20 protein-coding genes are annotated in these 20,114 nt (G+C 73.0%); 10 read left to right on the forward strand and 10 right to left on the reverse strand.

Features of this window, described 5'->3' with window-relative positions; translation table 11 throughout:
* Positions 1-41: 41 nt before the first annotated feature.
* Entirely contained in the window at positions 42-941 is a 900-nt protein-coding gene (locus ACZ6ZP_RS23310) for a TIGR02452 family protein (RefSeq protein WP_366464382.1), read from the forward strand.
* On the opposite strand, the gene ACZ6ZP_RS23315 is transcribed toward ACZ6ZP_RS23310, so the two are convergent.
* Positions 926-1,384, reverse strand: coding sequence for a type II toxin-antitoxin system PemK/MazF family toxin (locus ACZ6ZP_RS23315; protein WP_399983195.1), 459 nt, complete (start codon positions 1,382-1,384; stop codon positions 926-928). The genes ACZ6ZP_RS23310 and ACZ6ZP_RS23315 overlap by 16 nt on opposite strands.
* Positions 1,385-1,456: 72 nt before the next feature.
* On the opposite strand from ACZ6ZP_RS23315, the gene ACZ6ZP_RS23320 reads away from it, so the two are divergent.
* Positions 1,457-2,530 carry a glycosyl hydrolase family 18 protein gene (locus ACZ6ZP_RS23320; RefSeq protein WP_366464384.1) on the forward strand — a complete coding sequence of 358 codons (1,074 nt, stop codon included), beginning with the start codon at positions 1,457-1,459 and terminating at the stop codon, positions 2,528-2,530.
* On the opposite strand, the gene ACZ6ZP_RS23325 is transcribed toward ACZ6ZP_RS23320, so the two are convergent.
* Positions 2,527-3,930 (reverse strand): amidase, encoded by a 1,404-nt coding sequence (locus ACZ6ZP_RS23325; protein WP_366464385.1) that lies wholly within the window; start codon positions 3,928-3,930, stop codon positions 2,527-2,529. The two genes, ACZ6ZP_RS23320 and ACZ6ZP_RS23325, sit on opposite strands and share 4 nt — an antisense overlap.
* Positions 3,931-4,112: 182 nt before the next feature.
* Here ACZ6ZP_RS23325 and ACZ6ZP_RS23330 point away from each other — a divergent pair, with 182 nt between their 5' ends.
* Positions 4,113-5,153: a LacI family DNA-binding transcriptional regulator gene (locus ACZ6ZP_RS23330; protein WP_351164193.1), complete on the forward strand. Its 1,041-nt coding sequence runs from the start codon at positions 4,113-4,115 to the stop codon at positions 5,151-5,153.
* Between the two features lie 48 nt (positions 5,154-5,201).
* On the opposite strand, the gene trxA is transcribed toward ACZ6ZP_RS23330, so the two are convergent.
* Positions 5,202-5,591 (reverse strand): thioredoxin, encoded by a 390-nt coding sequence (gene trxA, locus ACZ6ZP_RS23335; RefSeq protein ID WP_351164195.1) that lies wholly within the window; start codon positions 5,589-5,591, stop codon positions 5,202-5,204.
* Positions 5,592-5,741: 150 nt separating this feature from the next.
* Between trxA and ACZ6ZP_RS23340 the strand changes: the two genes are divergently transcribed.
* Entirely contained in the window at positions 5,742-7,166 is a 1,425-nt protein-coding gene (locus tag ACZ6ZP_RS23340; RefSeq protein ID WP_399983205.1) for a dihydrolipoyl dehydrogenase family protein, read from the forward strand.
* 65 nt (positions 7,167-7,231) lie between these two features.
* On the opposite strand, the gene ACZ6ZP_RS23345 is transcribed toward ACZ6ZP_RS23340, so the two are convergent.
* Positions 7,232-9,226 (reverse strand): heavy metal translocating P-type ATPase, encoded by a 1,995-nt coding sequence (locus ACZ6ZP_RS23345; protein ID WP_469408215.1) that lies wholly within the window; start codon positions 9,224-9,226, stop codon positions 7,232-7,234.
* Between the two features lie 95 nt (positions 9,227-9,321).
* On the opposite strand from ACZ6ZP_RS23345, the gene ACZ6ZP_RS23350 reads away from it, so the two are divergent.
* Genes ACZ6ZP_RS23350 through crcB form a run of 3 tightly spaced genes read left to right on the forward strand, consistent with a single transcriptional unit; the run spans position 9,322 to position 10,580 of the window.
* Entirely contained in the window at positions 9,322-9,687 is a 366-nt protein-coding gene (locus tag ACZ6ZP_RS23350) for an ArsR/SmtB family transcription factor (protein WP_351164200.1), read from the forward strand.
* A gap of 60 nt (positions 9,688-9,747) precedes the next feature.
* Positions 9,748-10,209, forward strand: coding sequence for a FluC/FEX family fluoride channel (locus ACZ6ZP_RS23355; RefSeq protein WP_383821660.1), 462 nt, complete (start codon positions 9,748-9,750; stop codon positions 10,207-10,209).
* Positions 10,206-10,580 (forward strand): fluoride efflux transporter CrcB, encoded by a 375-nt coding sequence (crcB, locus tag ACZ6ZP_RS23360; RefSeq protein WP_351164203.1) that lies wholly within the window; start codon positions 10,206-10,208, stop codon positions 10,578-10,580. Before ACZ6ZP_RS23355 ends, crcB begins: the two co-directional genes overlap by 4 nt.
* A gap of 50 nt (positions 10,581-10,630) precedes the next feature.
* On the opposite strand, the gene ACZ6ZP_RS23365 is transcribed toward crcB, so the two are convergent.
* The gene (locus tag ACZ6ZP_RS23365) at positions 10,631-10,978 is read right to left on the reverse strand and encodes a tetratricopeptide repeat protein (RefSeq protein WP_351164204.1); all 348 of its coding nucleotides are present in this window, start codon (positions 10,976-10,978) and stop codon (positions 10,631-10,633) included.
* 138 nt (positions 10,979-11,116) lie between these two features.
* On the opposite strand from ACZ6ZP_RS23365, the gene ACZ6ZP_RS23370 reads away from it, so the two are divergent.
* Positions 11,117-12,082 carry a pirin family protein gene (locus ACZ6ZP_RS23370; RefSeq protein ID WP_351164206.1) on the forward strand — a complete coding sequence of 322 codons (966 nt, stop codon included), beginning with the start codon at positions 11,117-11,119 and terminating at the stop codon, positions 12,080-12,082.
* Between the two features lie 108 nt (positions 12,083-12,190).
* On the opposite strand, the gene ACZ6ZP_RS23375 is transcribed toward ACZ6ZP_RS23370, so the two are convergent.
* Complete coding sequence (locus ACZ6ZP_RS23375; RefSeq protein ID WP_469408216.1) at positions 12,191-13,414, reverse strand: FAD-dependent monooxygenase; 1,224 nt, start codon at positions 13,412-13,414, stop codon at positions 12,191-12,193.
* A 71-nt stretch (positions 13,415-13,485) separates the two neighbouring features.
* On the opposite strand from ACZ6ZP_RS23375, the gene ACZ6ZP_RS23380 reads away from it, so the two are divergent.
* Entirely contained in the window at positions 13,486-14,379 is an 894-nt protein-coding gene (locus ACZ6ZP_RS23380) for a LysR substrate-binding domain-containing protein (RefSeq protein WP_469408218.1), read from the forward strand.
* A 97-nt stretch (positions 14,380-14,476) separates the two neighbouring features.
* Here ACZ6ZP_RS23380 and ACZ6ZP_RS23385 read toward each other — a convergent pair whose 3' ends face one another.
* A complete protein-coding gene (locus ACZ6ZP_RS23385; protein ID WP_469408220.1) occupies positions 14,477-15,682 on the reverse strand; it encodes a cytochrome P450 family protein in 1,206 nt (401 codons plus the stop codon).
* An 84-nt stretch (positions 15,683-15,766) separates the two neighbouring features.
* Positions 15,767-16,009, reverse strand: a complete 243-nt coding sequence (locus ACZ6ZP_RS23390; RefSeq protein WP_469408222.1) for a hypothetical protein — start codon at positions 16,007-16,009, stop codon at positions 15,767-15,769.
* Between the two features lie 331 nt (positions 16,010-16,340).
* Between ACZ6ZP_RS23390 and ACZ6ZP_RS23395 the strand changes: the two genes are divergently transcribed.
* Entirely contained in the window at positions 16,341-17,138 is a 798-nt protein-coding gene (locus ACZ6ZP_RS23395) for a VOC family protein (RefSeq protein WP_469408224.1), read from the forward strand.
* Positions 17,139-17,294: 156 nt separating this feature from the next.
* Here the strand turns inward: ACZ6ZP_RS23395 and ACZ6ZP_RS23400 are convergent, their stop codons facing one another.
* Positions 17,295-18,710: an alpha/beta hydrolase family protein gene (locus ACZ6ZP_RS23400; protein ID WP_469408226.1), complete on the reverse strand. Its 1,416-nt coding sequence runs from the start codon at positions 18,708-18,710 to the stop codon at positions 17,295-17,297.
* The gene (locus ACZ6ZP_RS23405; RefSeq protein WP_351164215.1) at positions 18,707-20,104 is read right to left on the reverse strand and encodes an MFS transporter; all 1,398 of its coding nucleotides are present in this window, start codon (positions 20,102-20,104) and stop codon (positions 18,707-18,709) included. The genes ACZ6ZP_RS23400 and ACZ6ZP_RS23405 overlap by 4 nt, the downstream gene beginning before the upstream one ends.
* Between the last annotated feature and the right edge of the window lie 10 nt (positions 20,105-20,114).

Raw genomic sequence — 20,114 nt, forward strand, 5'->3', positions numbered from 1 at the left:
GAGTCGGGGGACAGGTCAGGGTTCGGGTCGGGGGAGCGAGGATGAGCGCGCGGCTGCGGGGCATCGCGCAGCAGACCGAGGAGATCGTGGCGGCGGGGTGGTACGCCGCTCCTGGTGGCCGCGAGGTGTGGATCGCGGATGCGGTGGACGCCGCGCGCTCCGGCACGCGGATGTTCGGTCCTGCGGCCCTGGACGTGACTCCCGTGACGCCGCCCGAGCTGACCTCCACGGTAGTCGAGGTGACCGGGGAGAGCAGCTTGGAGGCCGCGCACCGCCTGACGGGTGCGGAGGCCACGGAGAGCGCGGAGGACAGCGGCCCGGTGGCCGCCCTGAACTTCTCCTCCGCGCGCAATCCCGGCGGCGGCTATCTGAACGGGGCCCAGGCCCAGGAAGAGGCGCTGTGCCGGGCCTCTGCGCTGTACACGTGCGTGCGGCAGGCGAGGGAGTTCTACGACCACCACCGCGCCGACCGCGACCCCTTCTACAGCGACCGCGTGATCCACTCCCCGGCCGTGCCGGTCTTCCGCGACGACCGGGGCCGGCTCCTCGACGCGCCGTACCCGGTCGGCTTCCTGACCTCGGCGGCGCCGAACGCGGGCGTCGTCCTGCGCCAGACCCCCGAGCGCGCCGGGGAGCTGCCGGCCGCCCTGGCCGGGCGCGCGGAGCGGGTCCTGGAGACCGCTGCCACCCATGGCTACCGGCGGCTGGTACTGGGCGCGTGGGGCTGCGGGGTCTTCCAGAACGACCCCGCGCAGGTGGCCGACGCCTTCCGGACGCTGCTCGACGAAGGCGGCCGGTTCCGCGGGTACTTCGAGCACATCGTCTTCGGGGTGCTCGACCGCACGCGCGGCGCGGTGACACGGGCCGCCTTCGAGAAGGCGTTCGGCGCGGGGTTCAAGGGGGCGGCTCGGGCCGCCTCGGGAAACTACCGCCAGCCGTAGCGCTCCTGGAGCCGCCGGACGACAAGATTGAACCGCATCCGGTCAAGGGCGCACGCCTCGCGGCGCATGCCCGCGTCGTGCACCCGCAGCACCCGGTCGATGCCGACCCAGGACTCACGGCCCTCACGGTCCCACGGCCCGCTGCCGATCGGCACCCAGTCCGAATCGCTCGCGTGCTGCTTGCTGGACAACTGCACGGCGAGCAGCGTGCCGCGCGCCTCGCGGGCCACGACCAGGACGGGACGGTCCTTGCCGCGCCCGTCGTTCTCCTCGTAGGGAACCCACGTCCAGACGATCTCGCCGGGGTCGGGATCGCCGTCGTGGGCGGGGGCGTACGTCGTCTGCACCTGGCCGACCTCGCGCGGCTCGGCCTCGGTGGTCGCGGTGCGGCCCGTGCGGCCCGGGTGTGCGGACATCTGCGGGTCATCGGTGTTGGCTGTCACGCGGGCCACCGTAGAACCCCTCTGGCCCAACCCGCAGGGCGGGTCCGCCCGATGGCCCGCAGGCTCGGGTCCATGGCGCCACGACGACACCTCAGCCGGGCCCGGCTCACCGCGGTCCTCGCCCTCTGCGGCACGGCACTTGCCCCCACGCTCCCGCAGCCCACGCTCCCGCAGCCCACCGACCGCTTCGCACCACCGCCGCGCACCGTCTCGGGGTGGCTTCCCTACTGGGACCAGGAAGCCGCGTACCAGGACGCCCTGCGCCACGCGGACCAACTGCACACCGTCAGCCCCTTCTGGTACGAGGCGAAGACGGCCACCACGGTGGCGGGCCACACCGGCGCCGGATCGCGGCGCGTCATCGACGGGCTGCACAAGGCGGGCGTCAAGGTCGTGCCGACCGTCATGGAGCGCATGCGGCCCGGAGCGCTCGCGGCCGTCGTCACCGACAAGGCCCGCCGCGCGCAGCACGTCGACGCGCTCCTGCGGATCGTCCGCAGCCGCTCGTACGACGGCATCGACCTGGACTACGAGTCCATCGCGCCCACCGGCGACGCCGCCTACAAGAAGGTGGGGGCGGGCTACGCGACGATGGTCACCGACCTGTGCGCGCGGCTGCACGCGCTGCGCAAGCAGTGCGTGATCACGGTGTCGCCGAAGACGCGGATCAGCGGGCGCGTCTGGGACTACCGCCGACTGGGCGCCGCCGCCGACCGGTTGCGCATCATGGCCTACGACCAGCACTGGTCCATGGGGCCGCCAGGCCCCCTGTCGTCGCCCGCCTGGTACGAGGAGATCCTGCGCAACGCCACCGCCGAAGTCCCGGCCGGGAAGCTGGAGATGGGGCTGCCCGGCTACGGCTGGGACTGGGCGGTCGGCAGCAAGGCCCGCGCCAAGCACGTCACGTGGAAGGAGGCGGAGGCGCTGCGCCGGCGGGTCGGCGCGCCCTACCGCATCGACCCCGCGTCGAAGACGCCGCACTTCACGTACAGCGAAGGCGGCGAGCGCCGCACGGTCTGGTACCAGGACGCGCGCGGCACGGCGGCGCATCTGCCGGTCCTGCGCAAGTACGGCGTGCGCCACACCGTCCTGTGGGCCATCGGCTTCGAGGACCCGGCGCTGTGGCGGACGCTGGCGGCGGGCTAGGCCGCGGCCGGCCACTGTTCGTACCAGCGCTGGTCCGCCTCCAGTTGCGCGGCGAGGGAGATCAGCAGCGGCTCGCTGCCCGCCGGTCCGAGCAGCTGGGCGCCGACCGGCAGACCGTCGCCCACCCGGCCCGCGGGCACGTTGACGCCGGGCCAGCCCAGGACGTTCCACGTCCACGCGTAGGGGCAGGCGGCGATCATGGCCTGGTCGGTGCGCCAGCCGCTGAGGGCGGCCATGGTGCCGATCCGGGGCGGGGGAGTGGCGGTGGTGGGCGTGAGGACCACGTCGTACGTCGAGAAGATCGCGCCGACCCGGCGGTGCAGGGCGGCCTCGGCGCGGCGGGCCAGGCGCAGCGGGGCGCCGCCGAGCAGGCGGCCCAGGCGGGCCGCTTCCTTGGTCCGCCGGTCGAGCAGGTGCGGATCGGGGAGCTCGCGGGCCCACTCGGTGATGCCGGCCGTGGCGCGCGGCACGAAGTCGAGGCCGATCTGGCCGTAGCGCGGGTCGTCCTCCACGACGTCGTGGCCGAGCGCGGCGAGCCGGTCCGCCAGGACGATGACCTTGCGGCGCACCACGGGGTGCAGGCGCTTGGGGGTCGCGGTGAACGGCATGCGCAGGGAGAGGGCGACGCGCAGCCGCCCCGGTTCGCGGGTGGCCGCCTCCGCGGCCCTGATGGCGGGCGGTTTGTGCAGGTCACCGCCGTGGTTGCCGCTCGCCGCGTCCAGCAGCAGGGCCGCGTCGGCGACGGTCCTGGCGAGCGGGCCGTTGACCGTGATGCCGTTGAAGGACTCGGGCCAGGGCCAGGTGGAGATGCGGCCGCGCTGCGGCTTGATCCCGACGAGATGGGTCCAGGCCGCGGGGATGCGCACCGAGCCCGCGCCGTCCGAGCCGAGCGCCGCGGGCACCAGCCCGGCGGCGACCGCGGCCGCGGAGCCGCCCGACGAGCCACCGGGGGTGTACGCCGGGTGCCAGGGGTTGCGGGTGTCCCCGAAGCCGGGCCCCTCCGTGAAGGGCCACTGGCCCAGCTCGCAGGTGTTGGTCTTGCCGACGATCACCGCTCCGGCCGCCCGCAGCCGGCGCACGGACTCGGCGTCCTCCTCCTTCGGCGGGAAGTCGCCCCGGCAGCCGAAAGCGGTCGGTTCACCCGCTATGTCGGTGTCGTCCTTCACGGCGAGCGGCACGCCGAGCAGCGGCCGCCCCGTCTGGCCGGAGGCCAACTCCCGGTCGGCGGCGTCCGCTTCGGCGAGCGCGGCCTCGGCCCGCACCAGCTTGAAGGCGTTGAGCACGGGCTGCGAGGCCTCGATCCGTGCCAGCGTCCGCTCCGTCAGCGCACGCGAGGACACTTCTCCCGCGGCCAGCGCGCGGGCGGTGCGCGCGAGTCCGTCGGCACGGTCGGCAGTCATGTGGGGGCACCTTTGATCGACGGGCAGGTGCACGCACGTTAACGGGCGCGCCGGGAACGCGGTACGAGGGCAGGGCAGTTCGTGCCGCGCACGGCACGCCGAGAGCGCTCCGGAACAGGCCGGTGGCGCCCCGACGCCCGCCTGGGAGCGCCCCCGCGCCGTCTGGAAAGATGAGCCCCGTCATGGTGCAGATACCGAACAAGACCGCACAGCAGCCCGCGCAGTACTCCGTGCCGACCAGCGCCGACGTGGCGCGTCTGGCGGGGGTCTCGCGCGCGACCGTCTCGTACGTCCTGAACAACACGAGCGCCGTCCGCATCAGCGAGCCCACCCGCCGCCGCGTCCACGAGGCCGCCAAGGAGCTGGGGTACGTCCCGCACGCCGCGGCCCGCAGCCTGCGCGCCGGGCACACCCGCGTCGTCCTGATGCCCACGCCGCAGATCCCGGCGGGCCCGCTCTTCAGCGAGTTCTTCAACGAGCTGCAGTGGGCGCTGAGCCGGTTCGACTACACCGTCGTGCAGTACGGCAGCCTCGGTCTGACCGGCGAGGAGGCGGCCCGCGCCTGGGCCGAGCTGCGCCCGGTCGCGGTCCTGGCCCCCGACGCCTCGGGGCTCGGCGCGCGCGGTGTGAGCGTCCTGAAGCGCTCGGGCGCCAAGGCGGTCTTCACGATCGGCCCGCAGCGGGCCGAGGGCGCCCACGCCCTGCTCATGGACCAGCGCCTGGTGGGGCAGTGCGCCGCCACCCACCTCCTGGCGCGCGGCAGCCGGCACATCGGCGTCGTGATCCCCGAGGAACCGGGCCTCGAACCCTTCGCGCGCCCGCGCGCCGAAGGCGTCCGCGCCGCCCTCGCCCGGCACGGCACGGACACCACCATGAGCGAGCTGCCGCTGGCCTACGACGAGGAGTCGGCGGCCCGGCTCGCGGCCCGCTGGCGCACGCTGGGCATCGACGGGGTGTTCACGTACAACGACGAGTACGCGATGCTCCTGATGCGGGCGCTGCAGGACGAAGGCATCGCCGTCCCCGAGGAGACGGCGATGATCGGCGCCGACGACTTGATGCTCGGCAGGCTCCTGCGGCCGCGGCTCAGCACGGTCCGCATCGAGCTGCCGTCAGGGCAGAAGCTCGCACAGCTTGTCGACCGGGTCGTGCGCGACCCGGGCATGGAGCCCGAGGTGCACGACGTGCTCGGTGCGACGGCGGTGCACCGCGAGTCCAGCTGACCCTGTTGTTCGAGGCCGTTCGCTGCAAGAGTCCGTTCGAGGGGCTTCCTACTGCTCCTGCGCCTCCGCCTTGGCCTGCTCCTCGGCGACGGACTTGCGGACCTCGTCCATGTCCAGCTTCCTGGCCTGGCCGATGACGTCCTCCAGGGCCTCCTGGGGCAGCGCGCCGGGCTGTGCGAACACGGCCACCTGGTCGCGGACGATCATCAGCGTCGGGATCGACTGGATGCCGAAGGCCTGAGCGAGCTCAGGCTGCGCCTCCGTGTCCACCTTGCCGAAGATCATGTCGGGATTGGCCTCGGCGACCTTGTCGTAGACGGGCGCGAACGACTTGCACGGACCGCACCACTCCGCCCAGAAGTCGATCAGGACGAATTCGTTGTCCGTGACCGTCTGGTCGAAGTTTTCCTTGGTGAGCTCCACGGTCGTGCTGCTCATGGTGTTCCCTCTTCCTGCTGTTACTGCTGTCGGTCGAAGCCGCTGTGCACAACGGCCCGGGCGTCGGACGTATTCCTCGCGCTCACCCGTGCTCGTTCCGCGCGCGTACCCATGTGGCCACGTCGCACACCTGCGACCACACTGGCTTCCATGACGGATTCGAAGACATACGACGTAGTGGTCCTGGGTGCGGGTCCCGTGGGGGAGAACGTCGCGGACCGGGCCCGCGCGGGCGGCCTGAGCGTGGCGATCGTGGAGAGCGAACTCGTCGGGGGCGAATGCTCCTACTGGGCGTGCATGCCGAGCAAGGCGCTGCTGCGCCCGGTCATCGCCCGCGCGGACGCCCGCAAGGTGCCGGGACTACGCCAGTCGGTGCAGGGCCCCCTGGACGCGGCAGCCGTGCTCGCGCACCGTGACGACTACACCTCGCACTGGAAGGACGACGGCCAGGTCGGCTGGCTGGAGTCGATCGGCGTGGAGCTCTTCCGCGGCCACGGCCGCATCGCGGGCACCCGCCAGGTGACCGTCACCGGCTCCGACGGGAGCGAGCAGACCCTCACCGCCCGCCACGCGGTGGCGGTGTGCACCGGCACCCGCGCCGCGCTGCCCGACCTGCCGGGCCTCGCCGACATCAAGCCGTGGACGAGCCGCGAGGCCACCAGCGCCGACCGGGTGCCCGGCCGCCTCGCGGTGGTCGGCGGCGGCGTCGTCGCCGTGGAGATGGCCACCGCCTGGCAGGCGCTGGGCTCGCGGGTCACGATGCTGGTGCGCGGCGAAGGGCTGCTGCCCCGCATGGAGCCGTTCGCCGGGGAGCTGGTCGCCAAGGCGCTGACGGAGGCGGGCGCGGAGGTCCGCACCGGCGTCTCCGTCACGGCCGTGCGCAGGGACAACGGCACGATCACCGCGACCCTCGGCGACGGAGGCTCGATCGAGGCCGACGAGATCCTCTTCGCCACGGGCCGCGCCCCGCGCACCGACGACCTCGGCCTGGAGACGATCGGCATGGACCCCGGCTCCTGGATGCCGGTCGACGAGAGCCTGCGGGTGCAGGGCAGCAGCTGGCTGTACGCGGTGGGCGACGCCAACCACCGTGCGCTCCTCACCCACCAGGGCAAGTACCAGGCCCGTGTCGCCGGCGCCGCGATCACCGCCCGGGCCCAGGGCGTCCCGCTCCTGGAGACCGACCCCTGGGGCGCGCACTCGGCCACCGCCGACCGCGCCGCCGTACCCCAGGTGGTCTTCACCGACCCCGAGGCGGCATCGGCGGGCCTCACCCTCGCGGAGGCGGAAGCCGCGGGCCACCGCGTGCGGGCCGTGGACTACGACATGGCGGGCGTGGCGGGCGCCGGGCTCTACGCGGACGGCTACGAAGGCCGCGCCCGCATGATCGTCGACCTTGACCGCGAGGTCCTGCTCGGCGTGACCTTCGTGGGCCCCGGCGTCGGCGAACTCATCCACTCGGCGACGGTGGCGATCGCGGGAGAGGTGCCGATCGACCGGCTGTGGCATGCGGTTCCGGCGTATCCGACGGTCAGCGAGGTGTGGCTGCGGTTGCTGGAGACCTACCGCGGATAGCCGACGCGGCATCCGTGCCGCCTGGTCGGGGGCCCGTCGCACACACTGCGGCGACGGGCCCCCGCTCAGTCGCCCGCGTCCCGCCATGCCGCGTCCCGCAGCAGCCGCAGCCCGTTGAGCCCCACGATCACGGTCGAGCCCTCGTGGCCGAGTACGCCGAGGGGGAGGGGCAGGGTGCCGACCAGGTCCCAGGTGACCAGGACGGCGATGAACGCGCCGGCGATCACCAGGTTCTGCACCACGAGCCCGCGGGCCCGCCGGGACAGGGCGATCACCTTGGGCACGGTGGCGAGTTCGTCCCGCACGATGACGGCGTCCGCGGTCTCCAGGGCGAGGTCGGAGCCGGCCCGGCCCATCGCGATGCCGGTGTGCGCGGCGGCGAGCGCGGGCGCGTCGTTGACGCCGTCCCCGATGACGAGGACCTTGCGTCCCGCACCCTCCGCAGCGCGCACCGCCGCGACCTTGTCCTGCGGGAGCAGTCCGGCCCGTACGTCATCGATGCCGACCTCCGCCGCGAGCCGGGCGGCGGCCTGCGCGTTGTCGCCGGTGAGCAGCATCGGGGCCGTGCCGGTCAGGGACGTGAGGGCGGTGACGGTGGCCGCCGCGTCCGGGCGCAGGCGGTCGGCGATGCCGAGCACGCCCACGGGGGTTCCGTCGCGCAGGACGAGGACGGCGGTCTGGCCGTCCTCGCCCAACTGCCGTGCCCGGTCGAGGGTGTTGATGGTGCTCGCCGCGTCCTGGGCCGCGCCGATCTCTCCGGTGCCGAGCAGCCGCGCCGGAGCGCCGACCTCGACGGTGGCGCCCTCCACCGTGGCGCTCACCCCGATGCCGGGCGCGGACGCGAAGTCGGTCACCGCCGGAAGGTCCAGGCCGCGAGCGCGCGCAGCGCTCACCACGGCGCGGGCCAGGGGGTGTTCGCTGCGGTGTTCCGCCGCCGCCGCGAGCGCGAGGAGAGTGTCCTCCGTGAGGCCGCTGCCGGGGAGCGCGTGGACAGCGGTCACCCGGGGAGTTCCCTCGGTCAGCGTGCCCGTCTTGTCCAGGGCGACCGCGTCGACCTGCCCCAACCGCTCCATCACGACGGCGGACTTGACCAGGACGCCGTGCCGGCCCGCGTTCGCGATCGCCGAGAGCAGCGGCGGCATGGTGGCGAGCACCACCGCGCACGGCGACGCCACGATCATGAAGGTCATGGCCCGCAGCAGGGCCCCGGTCAGGTCGTCGCCGAAGGCCAGCGGCACGGTGAACACGGCGAGCGTGGCCACGACCATGCCCAGCGAGTAGCGCTGCTCGACCTTCTCGATGAACAGCTGCGTGGGCGCCTTGGTCTCCGACGCCTCCTCGACCATCGCCACGATCCGCGCGATCACCGAGTCCGACGCGTCGCGGCCGACCCGCACCCGCAGCGCACCCGCCCCGTTCAGGGTCCCCGCGAACACCTCGTCCCCGGGCTCCTTGGTGACCGGCAGCGGCTCCCCGGTGATCGTCGCCTGATCGACGTCGCCGGCGCCGTCGAGCACCTCGCCGTCCGCGCCGACCCGCTCACCGGGGCGTACGAGGACGACGTCGCCGACCTTCAACTCGGCTGTGTCGACCGTCTCTTCACCGCCTCCGTCGGTCAGCCGCGTGGCCGTGGTGGGCGCGAGGTCGAGCAGGCTGCGCACCGAGTCCGCGGTGCGCGCGGTGGCGATGGCCTCCAGCGCGCCGGACGTGGCGAAGATGACGATGAGCAGCGCCCCGTCCATCACCTGCCCGATCGAGGCCGCCCCGAGGGCCGCGACGATCATCAGCAGGTCCACGTCCAGGGTCTTCTCGCGCAGCGCCCGCAGCCCGGCAAGGGCGGGCTCCCAGCCCCCGGCGACGTACGCGACGGCGTACAGCGCGCCCCACGTCCACGCGACGGCCCCTGTCAACTGGAGCGGCAGCGCGGTCAGGAACGCCGCCGTCGCTGCCGCCGCCCAGCGGGCCTCGGCGAGGGCGAGGACGCGGGTCCGACGGCGCGGAGCCGCGGTCGGACCGGCGGAAGGCCCCTGGTCGGAGCGGGGGAGCAGGGCAGTGGGCATGGCGAAGGAACCCTTCACGGGCTGGGGAACGGCAACGCCCTCACCGTACAGGAACGAATGAACAGATTTTCATGTGTCATCGATAGGATGACTCCATGGGCCACGGAGTCGACGACAAGAGCACCACCACCACGCGGGAACGCCTGGACAGCGTGGGGGCCGCCGACGTCGCCGCCACCCTCCAGGCCCTGGCGACGCCCTCACGGCTGCTGATCCTCGCCCGTCTGCAGGAGGGCCCCTGCGCGGCCGGGGACCTGGCCGAGGCGGTCGGCATGGAGCAGTCGGCCTGCTCCCACCAGCTGCGGCTGCTGCGCAATCTCGGCCTGATCACCGGCGAACGGCACGGCCGCTCCGTCATCTACGCCCTCTACGACCACCACGTCGCCGAACTCCTCGACCAGGCGCTCTTCCACGTCGAGCACCTGCGCCTCGGTCTGCGGGACACACCCTCGGGCAGCTAGCCTGAGAGCGATCTTCGACGGTTTTCCCGTGATCCCGTGATCCCGTGGCCCCTTGGTCCCGTGATCCCGGGAGGGGCTGTCGATTCCGCACAGGTGAGGGAGTACGGCGTGTGGCCCGTGGTGGCGGTCGTGGCCGTCGGCGGTGCGATCGGCGCGTCGGCCCGCTACGGCGCGTTCCTGATCTGGCCCACCGCCCCCGGCGCCTTCCCCGCGACGACGCTGCTGGTGAACGTCGTCGGCTGCGCGCTCATGGGCGTCCTCATGGTGGTCCTCACCGAGGTGCGCGCGTCGCCGCACCGCCTGCTGCGGCCCTTCTTCGGCACCGGCGTGCTCGGCGGCTTCACCACCTTCTCCACCTACGCGGTCGACATCGAACGCCTGGTGGAGGGCGGCCATGCCCGCACGGGCCTGGCCTACCTCGCGCTGACGCTGCTCGCCGCCCTCGCGGCGGTGTGGAGCGCGGCGTGGGCGACGCGCCGCCTCGCGGGCCTGGCCGGGGCGGGCCCAGGGGTGGGCCGATGAACTGGCTCTGCGTGGTGGCGGGCGCGATGATCGGCGCCCCCCTGCGGTTCCTCACCGACCGCGCCGTGCAGGCCAGGCACGGCACGGCCTTTCCGTGGGGAACGTTCGTGGTCAACGTGGCGGGCAGCCTGATCCTCGGCGTGCTCACCGGCGCGACCGTCGCGGGCGCCGCCTCCTCCCACACCCAGCTGTTCCTGGGCACGGGCCTGTGCGGCGCCCTGACGACATACTCGACCTTCTCGTACGACACGCTGCGGCTCTCCGAGGACGGAGCCCGGTTCTACGCGGCCGTCAACGTCGTGAGCAGCGTGGTCGCGGCGCTCGGCGCGGTCTACGTGGGTGTCGCGCTCGCTGAGGCGCTGTGGGCGTGACGGCCCGGGCGTGCCGGACCGTCCGCCTCACCCCCCGGGCGCTGCCGGGCTCAGGCCTCCGCGAAATCCCCGGAGAGGGCCGCGGCCATTCGCAGGTGCGGGGCCGCGTCCGCGTCGCGTCCCTGGCGTTCGAGCGTGCGGCCGAGGAGCAGCCGGGCGTACTGCTCGACGGGGTCGAGCTCGACGACCGTGCGCAACTCGGTCTCCGCGCGCCGCAGTTGCGCCGAGTGGTAGTAGGCGCGGGCAAGGAGCAGACGCGGGGCGACCTGCTCCGGCACCTCGTCGGCCAGGGTGCCGAGGATGCGCGCCGCCGTGGCGTACTCCTTGGCGTCGAAGAACTGCCGCGCGCGCTCCCAGCGCTCCGCCGCGGTTCCGTGGTCGTAGTACATCGTGTCCACTGTTGCCTCCTTCGAGCCCTCCAACCGCCCCAGGTGGTTGAAAATTCCACAGAGTGGTTCCTCCGGGACGGCGGTTCCTCCGGAATGACCGGAGCGCGAGCCTGACGTCCGGCGCTCCACGGGTCTAGGTTGTCCGGCATGAGCAATCTTGATCGTGAGGCGGTTCCGTCCCAGTGCGGCGGGCGCGGGTTCGTCGTAGCCGAACCGGTCCGGGAACTCCTCAGCCCCCGCAAGGTCAAGCTCGGTGAATCCACGGAGGTCCGCCGCCTGCTGCCCAACCTGGGCCGCCGCATGGTCGGCGCCTGGTGCTTCGTGGACCACTACGGCCCGGACGACATCGCCGACGAGCCCGGCATGCAGGTGGGCCCCCACCCGCACATGGGCCTGCAGACGGTCAGCTGGCTGCACGAGGGCGAGGTCCTGCACCGCGACTCCACCGGCAGCCTCCAGACGATCCGCCCCCGCGAACTGGGCCTGATGACCTCGGGCAAGGCGATCTCGCACTCCGAGGAGAGCCCCAGGAAACACGCCCGCCTCCTGCACGGCGCCCAGCTGTGGGTGGCACTGCCCGACGCCCACCGCAACACCGACCCGCGCTTCGAGCACCACCCGGAGCTGCCCCTGGTCACGGCCCCCGGCCTGTCGGCGACCCTGATCCTGGGCACGGTCGACGGCACCACGTCCCCCGGCACGACCTACACCCCGATCGTCGGCGCCGACCTCGCCCTGACCCGCGACGCGGACGTACGCCTGCCCCTGGACCCCGACTTCGAGTACGCGGTCCTGTGCATGTCCGGCGAGACCCGGGTCGACGGCGTCCCCGTCCTGCCGGGTTCGATGCTCTACCTCGGCTGCGGCCGCACCGAACTGCCCCTGCACGCCCAGTCGGACGCGGACCTGATGCTGCTGGGCGGCGAGCCGTTCGACGAGGAACTGATCATGTGGTGGAACTTCATCGGGCGGTCGAACGAGGACATCGCCCGGGCCCGCTCGGACTGGATGGAAAGCTCGCGCTTCGGGGAGGTGAAGGGCTACGACGGTGACCGCATCCCGGCACCGGACTTGCCGCCGGTGCCGCTGAAGCCGCGGGGGCGGGTGCGCTGATCGTTCCCGCCGGCGGCCGGGCGGCAACTCCCGGCCCCGCGCGGTGTGTTCAGTGGTCGCGGCGAAGACTTCCGGCAAGACGTTCGGCGGGGGCGAGGCGCTCCGGTGTCACGCCTTCGCGTTGACCGTCGGTACGTCTCCGCCCGTCGTCCGCCGGTATCTGGCCGTGATCGTGGCGACCGAGTCGTTGCCCCTTCTTCCGCGCATGCTCCGGTCCATCTGCCGATTCGCGCGCAGCACGTCCCCCGTGGGCCCGATGCGCGCCTCCTCGTAGCGGGCGAGCGAGGCGATCACGCCGCCCCCGGCCGCCAGTTGTGCCGCGAGGGTCCGGGCGTCCACGATCGCCTGGGAGGCGCCGTTGGCGCCCGTCGGGTACAGGGGGTGGGCGGCGTCGCCGAGCAGTGTCGTACGCCCCCGCCCCCAACGCGGCAGCGGATCACGGTCCACCATGGGGTACTCGAAGATGGCCGGGCTGCCGGTGACCAGCCTGTGGAGGTCCACGCCGAGCGCGGCGAAGTCCCAGCCCTCGAGGTGGCGCAGTACGTCGTCGGCGCTCCCCTCGCGATTCCAGCCCGCGCTCTCGATCAGCGGCCCCGGCCCTGCCTCGGGCGCCGCGCACACCCAGTTGACCAGCGGACGCCGCGCCGAGATCGGGTACACGACCAGCTGGACGTTCCGCCGGTCGTACGCGATGACCGAGGATCGGCCCGTCAGAAAGGGCGTCACCTCCGTGACGCCCCGCCACATCCGCGCCCCCGACCAGCGCATCGGGCCCTCCTGCGCGTGCAGCGCCGCCCGTACCGTGGACCGGGCCCCGTCCGCGCCGACCAGCGCCTGGGCCTCGATCACCGTCGGTAGCCCGGTCGCCCGGTCGGTCACCCGGACCCGTACCGTGTCCTGCTCGTCGGCGAAGGACTCGAGGCGCGTTCCCGTGCGGACCGCGTCCGGGCCGAGCCGCTCGCGCACCGCGTCGAGCAGCAGGAGCTGCAATTCGCCCCGGTGGACCGCGTACTGGGGCCAGCGGTACCCGGCCGCCACGCCGACTGCCTCGGTGAATCGGCGTGCGCCGCGTTCGTCGGCGTAGACCTGTTCGGCGGTGGCGACGCCGGTCGCGGCGAGGGTGTCCCCGAGGCCGAGCCGGGTCAGTTCGCGCACCGCGTGCGGCTGGAGGGTGATGCCCACTCCGAGAGGGGCGATCTGCCGGACGCGTTCGACGACGGTCGCCCTGATGCCCTCCGCGTGGAGGGCGAGCGCGGCGGTCAGTCCGCCGATTCCGGCCCCCGCGATCAGTATGCCGGTCTCTTCGGCGCTGCCGAGTTCGTTGTTTTCCATGGATTCACTGTCGATCAGGGACAGTTCAGAAGTCCAAGTACTACTTCTTCGCCCAACTATGCTTCTCAGTTATGGAGTTGCGGCAGCTCGAATACCTGGTGGCCGTGGTCGAGGAGGCCAGCTTCACCAAGGCCGCGGCCCGGCTGCACGTCACCCAGCCGGGGGTGAGTTCCCAGATACGCCAGTTGGAGCGCGAGCTGGGGCAGCGGCTGCTGAACCGTTCGGGCCGGACGGTCCGCCCCACCGAGGTGGGTACCACCGTGCTGGAGTACGCGCGCTCCGCGCTCGCCTCCGTGGCGGGCGCCCAACTCGCGGTCGACGAGTACACCGGGCTGCTGCGCGGCCGTGTCGCGGTCGGCACGGTCACCATGGCGTCCGCCCTCGATCTGCCCGGGCTCCTCGCCTCCTTCCACCGCCGCCATCCGGCCGTGGACATCAGCCTCTGGGAGGCCAGCTCGGACGAGCTGGCCGCGGCACTCACCGCCGGCCGCATCGACGCGGCCGTACTCGCCCCGGCCCAGGCATCGCCGCCCGGCGTCGAACTCCAGATCATCGCCGACGAACCGCTGGTGGCCGCCGTGAGCCGGGACGACCCACTCGCACTGGCCGAGCGGGACCGGCTCGCGCTGACGGAACTTGCCGACCGAACGCTGATCACCTTCACGCACGCCACCGGCACCCGGGGAGACATCGACGCCGCCTGTGCCGCTGCCGGGTTCCGGCCGCGCATCGCCTTCGAGGCGAGCGACCCGAGGGTCCTGGCGCGGCTCGCGGCGCACGGCATGGGCGTGGCGATCCTGCCCGAGCCGATCGTCCGTGACCACCCGGAAGGGCTTCATGTGCTGTCCACCCGCCCCGCCCTGCGCGGTCGGCTCGCCCTGGGATGGCGGGCGGCGGGGGCCGAGAGCCCAGCGGCACGGGCGTTCCTGGCCCATGCCCGTAGCACCTTGAAGCACCTCGCATGAGCACCGGCGACACCGCGAGACCGCGAGACCGCGACACCGCGACACCGCGACGCCCGCCCCTCCAGGGTGAATACGCCGGTGTGGCGGGGCCTCGTGGTTACCAGCTCACCGGCAGCTCTTGCAGGCTGCGCATGAGGCTGGGGCGCCACTGCGGTGTGCGGTCGCCGTCGGGGGACAGATCGGGGAAGCGGTCCAGCAGGGTGCGCAGGGCCAGGGTCGCCTCCAGGCGGGCCAATGGGGCGCCGAGGCAGTGGTGCAGGCCGTGGCCGAAGGCGAGGTGGGCGCGGGTCGCGGCCGGATCGCGGTGGATGTCGAACCGTTCGGGGGCGGTGAAGCGCGCGGGGTCGCGGTTCGCGGCGGCGATGGAGAGCACGACACGTGCGCCCGCTGGTATCGCGGTGCCGCCGATGGTGATCGGCTCGGCGGCGTAGCGGTACGTACCCGCCGGCGCGGGTGACTCGAAGCGGAGCGTCTCCTCCACGGCGCCCGTCAGCAGCTCGGGGTCGGCCCGCAGGGCGGCGAGCTGCGCGGGGTGGCCGAGCAGCAGGTGGACGGCGTTGGCGATGAGGTTGACGGTGGTCTCGTGCCCTGCGACGAGCAGCAGGAAGGCCATGCCGAGCAGTTCTTCCGGGGTGAGCCGGTCGGGGCTCTCGCCGTGGTGGGCGCGGACCAGGGCGTGCAGCAGATCGCTCTCCGCCGCGTCCGGCAGCCGCCGCTTCTCCTCCGCGAGCCCCGCGAGATACACGGCCATCTCCTGGGAGGCGCGGGCCGACTGCTCCGGATCGTCGAGGGCGACGACCTTCGTGGACCACGCCCGGAAGGCGGCCCGGTCCGCGTCGGGCACGCCGAGCAGCTCGCAGATGATGGTGAGCGGCAGCGGATAGGCGTACGCGGCCACCAGATCGGCACGGCCGTCGGCGGCCACGGCGTCCAGGAGCGCGTCGGCGGCCTCCTGGACGCGGGGCCGCAGCGCCTGGACGCGGCGGGCGGTGAACTCGCGGGCCACCAGCGTCCGCAGGCGGGTGTGGTCGGGCGGATCGACCTGGAGCATGTTGCGGCCCACGGCGTACAGCCCGTCGTCCTCGAAGTCGGCCGAGTGCCGCACGTCGTTGCGCAGCCCGGGGGCCGCGAACGCGGCGCGCACCTCCTCGTGCCCGACCACCAGCCACGACTCGTCCCCGGAGGGGAAACGCACGTGGTGGACGGGTCCGCGGGAGCGCAGTGCGGAGAAGGCGGAGTAGGGGTCGGCGGTGAAGTCGTCGGTGAGCTCGGCGAGTTCGACGGTGGGCTGCTGCGTGCGCATGGACGCTCCCGGACGGAAGTGGGGAGGGCTCCCCGTTTCGAGGTCGAGAGCGACCGTAACATGAAGCGGGGAGTGGCCCCCACTTTAGGGATCGTCGATGAGCTGGGGAGCGCCGATGAGGTGTCGCGCCGCCGCGGTGAGGACGGCGGCCGTCACCTTCTCGGCGGCTGAACCCGTCCTCTCGGAGGCGTCGTCCACGTCGACGATCTCCCAGCCGTCCGCCGTCGCGAAGTCCTCGTACTCCCGGGCGCAGTCGGCCTGGAGGTCGAGGAAGGTCCGGGCGGGATCGCCGCCGACGGCACGGTAGTTGTCGAACCCGACAGGCACCGGTCGGGCCCTCGCTTCTGCGCGAACGCCTCGTCCCGCTCGTTGAGGATCACCGCCCCGGCCGTCCACAACTCGCCATCCGCCGCCTCGGGCACCTCGACGCCGGGGTCGACTCGGACCACCCGGTCTCGAATAGATCGGACCGTCCGGTCTCGCATGGACATGCCGCCCAGTTTCCCCGCGCGGGGCATGCGGTGCCAGGCCTCGGGGGCGCGTCCCGGTGGGCGGTTCCGGTCCGGCGGGATGCCGACGCGCGACTGTCAGTGGTGAGTGCAAGGCTGGTCTTGCAAGGACCTGTGAGGGGAATCAAGGACCTGCGAAGGGAATCGTCGTGATCACCACTGATCTCACTCCCGGCTCCCCCTGTTGGCTCGACCTCGGTGCCCCCGACGTCCGGGCGGCCGCGGCCTTCTACGGCGCGGTGCTCGGCTGGGAGTACGAGTCCATGGGCGAGACCGAGGACATGGACGGCGGGATGTTCCAGAAGGACGGCAAGACCGTCGCCGGGCTCGGCAAGCTCACCGAGGAGGGCGCCCGCCCGGCCTGGATGATCTATTACACGGTCACCGACGCGGACGCCACGACCCAGGCCGTGGAGCGCGCGGGTGGCACGGTGCGGGTGGCGCCCAGGGACCTCGACGACTGGGGTCGGATGGCGCAGTACACCGACCCGCTTGGCGGCCAGTTCGCCGTCTGGCAGCCGGGCACGAACTCGGGCTTCGAGCTGGCGGACGAGCCGGGTTCGCTGTCCTGGACCGAGCTGTTGACGACCGACACCGCCGCCGCGAAGGAGTTCTACGGCGGTGTCCTCGGCTGGCAGTTCAGCGAGATGGAGCTGCCGGGCGGCGCCGGCACATACACCCTCGTCACCCCCGAGGGGCGTCCCGAGGAGCGCATGCAGGGCGGTCTGATGCAGCTCGGCAAGGAGGACCTCGCGCGGACGGACGGGCGGCCGTACTGGCACCCGGTCTTCGCCGTCACCGACTGCGACGCCGCGGTCGCCCAGGTCACCAAGAACGGCGGCAGTGTGCAGATGGGCCCCGAGGACGTCGAGGGCGTCGGCCGCCTCGCCGTCTGCCTCGACCCGTCGAACGCGGACTTCGTGGTACTGACACCGGCTGAGAGCTGAGAGCTGAGAGCTGAGTGAGCAGGGCGACCTGGCGGCCCACCACGAGGTCGTCCTGCTCCACCCCGGTCCTGGGAACCCTTGCCGAAGTCCCTTTGGGCTGGGGGTGGTTGTGGTCGAGGTGCGTGGCCTCGGGCGTCGTGTCCTGGCCGTTCTCGCCTATCTGGACAACCCCTGAGGCGCCCCCTGGAAGGGGCGCGGGTACGGGCCGGGGCGGTACGCCGCGTAGCGGGCCGCGGTGGTCGGATCGGCTTGCCGGGCGCGGGAGTTGAGGGCGTCCGGTGGGGTGTCGGCCCAGTGGCCCGTCGTGGTCCGGTGGTCGATCGTGTGCACGGCGGCGAGCTGTTCGGCCGGGCTGAAGGTGCAGTGCCCGGCGTTCTCGGTATAGGCCTGGCGCAGCAGCGGGGCGCGGCCCGCGGCGGTCACCGCCTGCCGGTAGGCGCTCTCCACCTCGACGGGGACGAGCGCGTCGCCGGTGGTGTGGACGGCGAGCTGGGGCTTGCTCAGGCGGCCGGAGGGCGCCGCGTGGTCGGCCATGTAGCGCACCGCGCGGGGCTCGGCGCCGACGCGCGGCGCGCGGGCGAGGTCGCGCAGGTCGCTCCGGAGGGACAGGCCGGCCGCCTTGTAGAGGGCCTTGACCTCCTTGTGGTGGGCGGAGCGGGCCAGCATCGCCGCGTAGTCGACGCCCGTGTTCCAGGACATGTTGCCGCCCGCGCGGCGTTCGGCCTCCTCCCGCCAGGCGAAGCCGGGCTGCGCCACCAGGCCGCGTACCGCCGTGTACTGGTTCGCCTGCTGGGCTGGGTAGTCGTCCGGGGCGGGGCGAGGCGTGGCCGGGTCGTTCCAGCCCGGGATGTCGTGCAGCGCGGCGGCGAGGGCGATGCGGGCCCGGCCGTCCGCGGAGTTCTGCGCGGTGCCCAGCTTCTCGCCGAGCCGCTTGGCGGAGACGGCCGCGTCGGCGGCGTCCTTGAATCCGGTCAACCGGATGCTTCCGTCACCGGAGTCGGGCGCGAGGAGGGTGCGCAGGGCGAACGTGGCGTCCAGCGTGGAGTTCCAGTTCGCGACCGAGCCGTGCACGAGGCCGCACAGGGACAGGGAGCCGTCGATGCGCGCCGGGTGGCGCTCGGCGATGGTCGTGGTGACCAGACCGCCGAGCGACTGGCCCCAGGCGAGCGTCCGCCGGGCCTCGCCGACCTCCCCTCGGAAGGTGTCGAGCGCGGCCAGCTGGTCGGGCACCGCCTGCTCCACGGACCAGCCGGTCGTCGCGTACGAGGAGCCGACGAGTGCGTAACCCTCTTTCAGGAGCAGCTTCTTGGTGGGCCCGTCGGAGGCGTTCACGGCCGGGTTGGGGGAGCCTTCGGGGCGGTAGCCGTGGCTGAAGAGCAGGACGGTGCCGTTCCAGTCGTCCGGGGTGTCGATCACGTACGTGGCGCCGGACGGGAGGGTGCCCTCCAGGTGACGGGCGGCCGTGGACGGCGTGGCGGAGGCCGGGACCGCGGCGGACAGGAGGAGCAGCAGGGCTGCGGGAGCGACCACCGCGGACCGCCGGGTGGTGCGTGGCCGGGTGGTGCGTGTCATGTGGATTCTCCTTGTACGGAGGACGCGGCGGTGGGGGATGACGTGGTGGGCGGCGCGGACGGTGTGGGCGAAGCGCCCTGCACGGCGAGATCGCGGGCGTTCGTCTCCTTGACCCGCCAGACGGCGAGCGCGGTGATCAGGCCCCCGGCCACGAGCAGCAGCGCGATGGCATCGCTGGAGTCGTACGCGGCGAGCAGCCCGCTGGCGACCAGCGGAGAGAAGCCCGCGCCCAGCAGCGTCGCCGTCTGGTAGCCGAGCGAGGCACCGGTGTAGCGCACCCGCGTCGAGAACATCTCGCTGAACAGCGCGCCCAGCGGCCCGTACATCACGGACTGCGCGATCCCGTGCCCGATCACGCAGGCGAGGATCAGCAGGCCGGGCCGGTGGCTGTCGACGAGCGCGAAGACAGGGAAGGCGGTGGCCGCCGAGAGGAGCGCCCCGGCAAGGACCAGGGGGCGGCGCCCGAAGCGGTCGGAGAGGAGGTTGGCGCACGGCAGCACGACCAGGGCCACGCAGGAGGCGACGGTGACCCCGGTGAGCACCTGCGGGCGCGTGTACCCCTCGTCGACGGCGTACGAGATCATGAAGCTGGTCATCAGCGCCTGCGCGGTGAACGGGCCGATGCCGACCGCCGAGGCGAGCAGGACCGGGCGCGGCGCGCGCAGGACTTCGAGCAGCGGCATCCGCGCGCGCTCGCGCCGTTGCGAGAGCGAGGTGAACAGCGGGCTCTCGGTGACCTTGAGGCGGATGTACAGGCCTGCGCCGAGCAGCAGGAAGGAGAGCAGGAACGGCACCCGCCAGCCCCAGGACCGGAAGTCGTCGTCGGGCAGGAGGCTCACCAGCGCGACGACTCCGGTGGAGAGCACCGTGCCCAGCGGGGCGCCGAGTTGGGTGAAACTGGTCCACAGACCGCGCGGCCGGTCGCCCGCGTGCTCGGCGACCATGAGCGTGGCGCCGCCCCACTCGCCGCCGATCGCGATGCCCTGCACGACGCGGAGCAGGACGAGCAGGACGGGCGCCCAGAAGCCGATCGCGTCGTACGTGGGCAGCAGTCCGATGAGGAAGCTGCCCGCGCCCATCAGGACCATGGTCAGGAGCATCATCGACTTGCGGCCGAGCCGGTCGCCGAAGTGGCCGAAGACGATGCCGCCGAGGGGCCGGGCGAGATAGCCCGCGGCGAACGTGCCGAAGGCGGCGACCGTGCCGACCGCCGGGTCGGCCTCGGGGAAGAAGAGGTCGCCGAAGACGAGCGCGGCGACGGTGCCGTAGACGAGGAAGTCGTAGAACTCGATGGCCGTGCCGAGCAGCCCGGACAGGGCGACGCGGCGCAACTGCCGTGCTCTGTCGTCGGGTTCGGACGCGGGGCTCGCCTCTCCCGCGGGTGGGTGCGTCATGGTGCGGGGC

Source organism: Streptomyces sp. NPDC054047, from assembly GCF_055585065.1.

Coding starts and splice junctions, on each gene's coding strand:
- ACZ6ZP_RS23345 (WP_469408215.1), bottom strand. CDS start 9,226: ATGCCCACTGCCCTGCTCCCCCGCTCCGACCAGGGGCCTTCCGCCGGT.
- ACZ6ZP_RS23400 (WP_469408226.1), bottom strand. CDS start 18,710: ATGACACGCACCACCCGGCCACGCACCACCCGGCGGTCCGCGGTGGTC.
- ACZ6ZP_RS23340 (WP_399983205.1), top strand. CDS start 5,742: ATGACGGATTCGAAGACATACGACGTAGTGGTCCTGGGTGCGGGTCCC.
- ACZ6ZP_RS23350 (WP_351164200.1), top strand. CDS start 9,322: ATGGGCCACGGAGTCGACGACAAGAGCACCACCACCACGCGGGAACGC.
- crcB (WP_351164203.1), top strand. CDS start 10,206: ATGAACTGGCTCTGCGTGGTGGCGGGCGCGATGATCGGCGCCCCCCTG.
- ACZ6ZP_RS23325 (WP_366464385.1), bottom strand. CDS start 3,930: ATGACTGCCGACCGTGCCGACGGACTCGCGCGCACCGCCCGCGCGCTG.
- ACZ6ZP_RS23370 (WP_351164206.1), top strand. CDS start 11,117: ATGAGCAATCTTGATCGTGAGGCGGTTCCGTCCCAGTGCGGCGGGCGC.
- ACZ6ZP_RS23310 (WP_366464382.1), top strand. CDS start 42: ATGAGCGCGCGGCTGCGGGGCATCGCGCAGCAGACCGAGGAGATCGTG.
- ACZ6ZP_RS23320 (WP_366464384.1), top strand. CDS start 1,457: ATGGCGCCACGACGACACCTCAGCCGGGCCCGGCTCACCGCGGTCCTC.
- ACZ6ZP_RS23385 (WP_469408220.1), bottom strand. CDS start 15,682: ATGCGCACGCAGCAGCCCACCGTCGAACTCGCCGAGCTCACCGACGAC.
- ACZ6ZP_RS23375 (WP_469408216.1), bottom strand. CDS start 13,414: ATGGAAAACAACGAACTCGGCAGCGCCGAAGAGACCGGCATACTGATC.
- ACZ6ZP_RS23405 (WP_351164215.1), bottom strand. CDS start 20,104: ATGACGCACCCACCCGCGGGAGAGGCGAGCCCCGCGTCCGAACCCGAC.
- ACZ6ZP_RS23380 (WP_469408218.1), top strand. CDS start 13,486: ATGGAGTTGCGGCAGCTCGAATACCTGGTGGCCGTGGTCGAGGAGGCC.
- ACZ6ZP_RS23330 (WP_351164193.1), top strand. CDS start 4,113: ATGGTGCAGATACCGAACAAGACCGCACAGCAGCCCGCGCAGTACTCC.
- trxA (WP_351164195.1), bottom strand. CDS start 5,591: ATGAGCAGCACGACCGTGGAGCTCACCAAGGAAAACTTCGACCAGACG.